This is a genomic window from Daejeonella sp. (assembly GCF_049655485.1).
Lineage (GTDB): Bacteria > Bacteroidota > Bacteroidia > Sphingobacteriales > Sphingobacteriaceae > Daejeonella.
Genome location: NZ_JBASJU010000096.1, coordinates 1 through 3,622 on the forward strand (window position 1 = coordinate 1; position 3,622 = coordinate 3,622).

At 38.0% G+C, this 3,622-nt stretch carries 2 protein-coding genes; both read left to right on the forward strand.

Features of this window, described 5'->3' with window-relative positions; genetic code table 11:
- Window positions 1-516: 516 nt before the first annotated feature.
- Window positions 517-1,653 carry a GDP-mannose 4,6-dehydratase gene (gmd, locus tag WBJ10_RS03940; RefSeq protein ID WP_424288250.1) on the forward strand — a complete coding sequence of 379 codons (1,137 nt, stop codon included), beginning with the start codon at window positions 517-519 and terminating at the stop codon, window positions 1,651-1,653.
- A gap of 118 nt (window positions 1,654-1,771) precedes the next feature.
- On the forward strand, window positions 1,772-3,622 hold a 1,851-nt coding region (locus WBJ10_RS03945), incomplete at its 3' end, for an SLBB domain-containing protein (protein ID WP_424288251.1).

Genomic DNA, 3,622 nt, shown 5'->3' on the forward strand with positions numbered 1-3,622 from the left:
ATATAAAGTAAACTAATCATTTTTACCATAAAACGATTATTTAATGAGCAATTTACTAGTACCAATCCAGTGTATTGTTCTGTTTAATTTCATGGTGTAAAAAAAAAAAATTACTTTTGACCTGTAATAATGCGTATTAAAACTACACAATTGCCATGCTAAAAAGGTTGTTAAGCTTCGAATCAGATTGCGTTTCTGCGTAAAGTTTTTTATGATTCCCAATTTTGGATACAATTATATAACCTTGAGTAAAAATTCTACCAGAGTATTAATTTATTAGGCATGATTTAAATCGTTAAGAAACAAGCAGTCCGTCACTATCGTGAATTTGAGAATACAATAGAAACAACCCAGCAATTACAATGTACCCTTGTTCAAGGACCTTATAAATAATTCGAAATTTCTTCAGCAAAGCAAATTTAGAATGTATTAACCCTAGTTAAACATTTGAGGGTAAGTTAATTGAATAGTAAATTAAAAATTGAGACGGTTAGAAAATAAAAAATAGACATATAGATGAAAACAGCATTAATTACAGGAATAACAGGTCAAGATGGTGCATATTTGACTGAATTCTTGTTAAATAAAGGATATTTTGTTCATGGGATTAAGAGAAGGAGTTCCTTATTTAATACCGATAGGATTGATCATTTATACCAAGATCCACATGAGAACAACCTGCGATTAAAACTTCACTATGGAGAGCTGACTGATTCGACTAACTTAATTCGTATAATCCAAGAAACCCAACCTGACGAAATTTACAATCTGGCAGCGATGAGCCACGTTCATGTGAGTTTCGAGACACCCGAGTATACAGCCAACGCCGATGGCGTTGGTACTTTGAGACTATTGGAAGCCGTACGTATTCTAGGGTTGGAGAAGAAAACTCGGATATATCAGGCATCTACATCTGAATTATACGGACTCGTACAAGCTGTTCCTCAGTCTGAAACGACTCCTTTTTACCCTCGTTCACCATATGCCGTTGCAAAAATGTACGCATATTGGATTACAGTAAATTACAGAGAGGCGTATAACATGTATGCTTGTAATGGAATTCTTTTCAATCATGAAAGTCCGTTGCGTGGGGAGACCTTCGTCACGCGCAAGATAACTAGGGCGGCGGCGAAAATAGCTTTGGGCTTACAGAGTTGTCTCTATCTAGGGAATCTATCGGCCAAGAGAGACTGGGGCCATGCTAAAGATTATATTGAAGCTATGTATTTGATACTTCAACAAGATAGTCCTGAAGATTACGTTATAGCTACCGGCATCACGACCTCAGTTAGGGATTTTGTGAAAATGACATTCTCTGAATTAGGCATAGAAGTAGAGTTCAGTGGAAAGGATGAACATGAAAAAGGTGTAATTGTAGATGTTGATACCGCAGTTGGAGAAGAACTGGGCTTAAACTTGGACAGCATCAAACAAGGACAAACTATTGTAAAAATTGACCCGCGATATTTCAGGCCGACGGAGGTAGATTTATTGCTTGGTGACCCGACAAAGGCTAATACGAAGCTGGGCTGGAAACCGAAATATGATTTAACAGGACTTGTTAAAGATATGATCCATTCCGATTTGAATTTGATGAAAAGAGACGAGCATTTGAAAGCCGGAGGATTCAATGTGCTAAACTATTTTGAATAAATAATGAATCTAGGTTCCCTGTTTCTACAAAGAATTTATTTACTATGTCTATTACATCCATTTGTTCAGTCAAATTTTATGTAGAGCTAACTTGTCAATACCGAAAATCTATAAAAGAATGAATTCCAAAAAGTTAGTGTTAGCTTTCGCAGCTATGATACTTATTTTGTTGAGTAGCGGCGTGTACGCTCAGACCACCAGAAGTTTCAACAATATTCGTGTGGATGAGTTGTCTGACCAACAAATTCGTGAAATGATTGAACAGATGAGCCTTGGCAGATCTGACGCGAAGCTGGAACAAGCTGCTCTTTCAAAAGGGATGAAACTAGAAGAAGTTAAGAAACTACGGACTAGGGTTGAACGAATAAAACGAATCGATAGGGAAAAAATCCAAGCGTCTGCCAATGATACTTTAAATTTAGCTAGAGACACACTTGCAGTTAAGGACACAATACCCGATTACAAAGCTAAAATATTTGGATCGGATCTTTTTTCCGGAACTACTAACACGTTTGAACCAAATTTGCGTTTAGCAACGCCTCAAAATTATCAGGTTGGACCTGATGATGAGTTGCTTATTGACATATATGGCTATTCAGAAGCTAGTTACAATCTTAAAGTAAACCCCGAAGGAACCATAAATATTCCTTACGTTGGGGTTGTTTCAGTGGGGGGGATGACAATAGAACAAGCAACAGCCCGAATTCGATCCAGACTTTCTACTATTTATTCAGGTATAAACAGCGGAAATACAAACGTTCGTATCGCAATTGGCAATATCCGGAGTATTAAGGTCGTGCTAACTGGTGAGATTGTAAAACCAGGGACATATACACTTCCTTCAGTTGCCAGTATCTTCAACGCGTTATACCAATCAGGGGGGCCCTCCGACAACGGGTCTTTCAGAGTGATTGAATTAATTAGAGGAGGAACTAAGATTGCCACAGTAGACATTTATGATTTTCTTCTTGAAGGAAGATTTAAAAGCAATGTTCGTCTTCAGGATAACGACGTAATCCGCGTGCCTACCTATTTTAAACGAGTTGAAGTAGTTGGCGAGGTCAAACGTCCAGGAATATTTGAAATGTTAGACGGTGAAACCTTAGAGGATTTATTAAGGTTTGCTGGCGATTTTACTGGAAGTGCTTATCGGGCTAGAATTAAAGTACTTAAAAATACAGCTATTGAACGGAAAATTTCTGACATAGTCGCGCAAAACTTCGCTAACTACCAGCCCTCCAATGGTGATAAGTTTTTTGTTGACCAAATATTGGAACGCTTCGAAAACCGAGTGACTATTGATGGTGCTGTCTTTAGACCGGGAGAGTATGAATTGTCACCCGGCCTAACGTTAAGTCAGTTGATTGGTAAAGCGGAGGGTTTACGCGAGGATGCGTTCCAAAATAGAGGCTATATTTTAAGATTAAAAGATGACATGCAAACAGAGCTTGTATCTTTTAATTTATCAGCAATCTTAAATGGACAAATTGCGGATATACCATTGAAACGAGAAGATATTGTTAGTATCTCTTCAATTTTTGATTTGAAAGAAGGATATTATATAAATATAGGAGGGGAAATCCGCGAGCCTGGTCGACTGGCGTTTGCTGAGGGCATGACTTTAGAGGATGCTATTTTGCAAGCAGGGGGATTGAAAGAAGGAGCAACTCCGCAAAGGGTGGAAATATCAAGAAGGATCAAAAACAGTGATGTTTTATCAAAATCTGCTCAAACCGCCGAGGTTTTTCAAGTTAATATTAGCAAAGATCTGATAAAGGATGCAAAAGGTTTTATATTGCAACCATTTGACATGATTGTGGTCCGACCATCTGCAGGTTATGAGGTTCAAAGACTTGTTAGGATTCAAGGTGAGGTAGTCTATCCCGGTATTTATACAATCTCTAAAAAAGATGAGAGGTTATCTGACTTAATCGCTCGCGCCGGTGGTTTAACCGCTCAAGCTTTTACA

Excerpts from the sequence above, each read along its gene's own strand:
- gmd (WP_424288250.1), top strand. The coding sequence starts at position 517 with ATGAAAACAGCATTAATTACAGGAATAACAGGTCAAGATGGTGCATAT.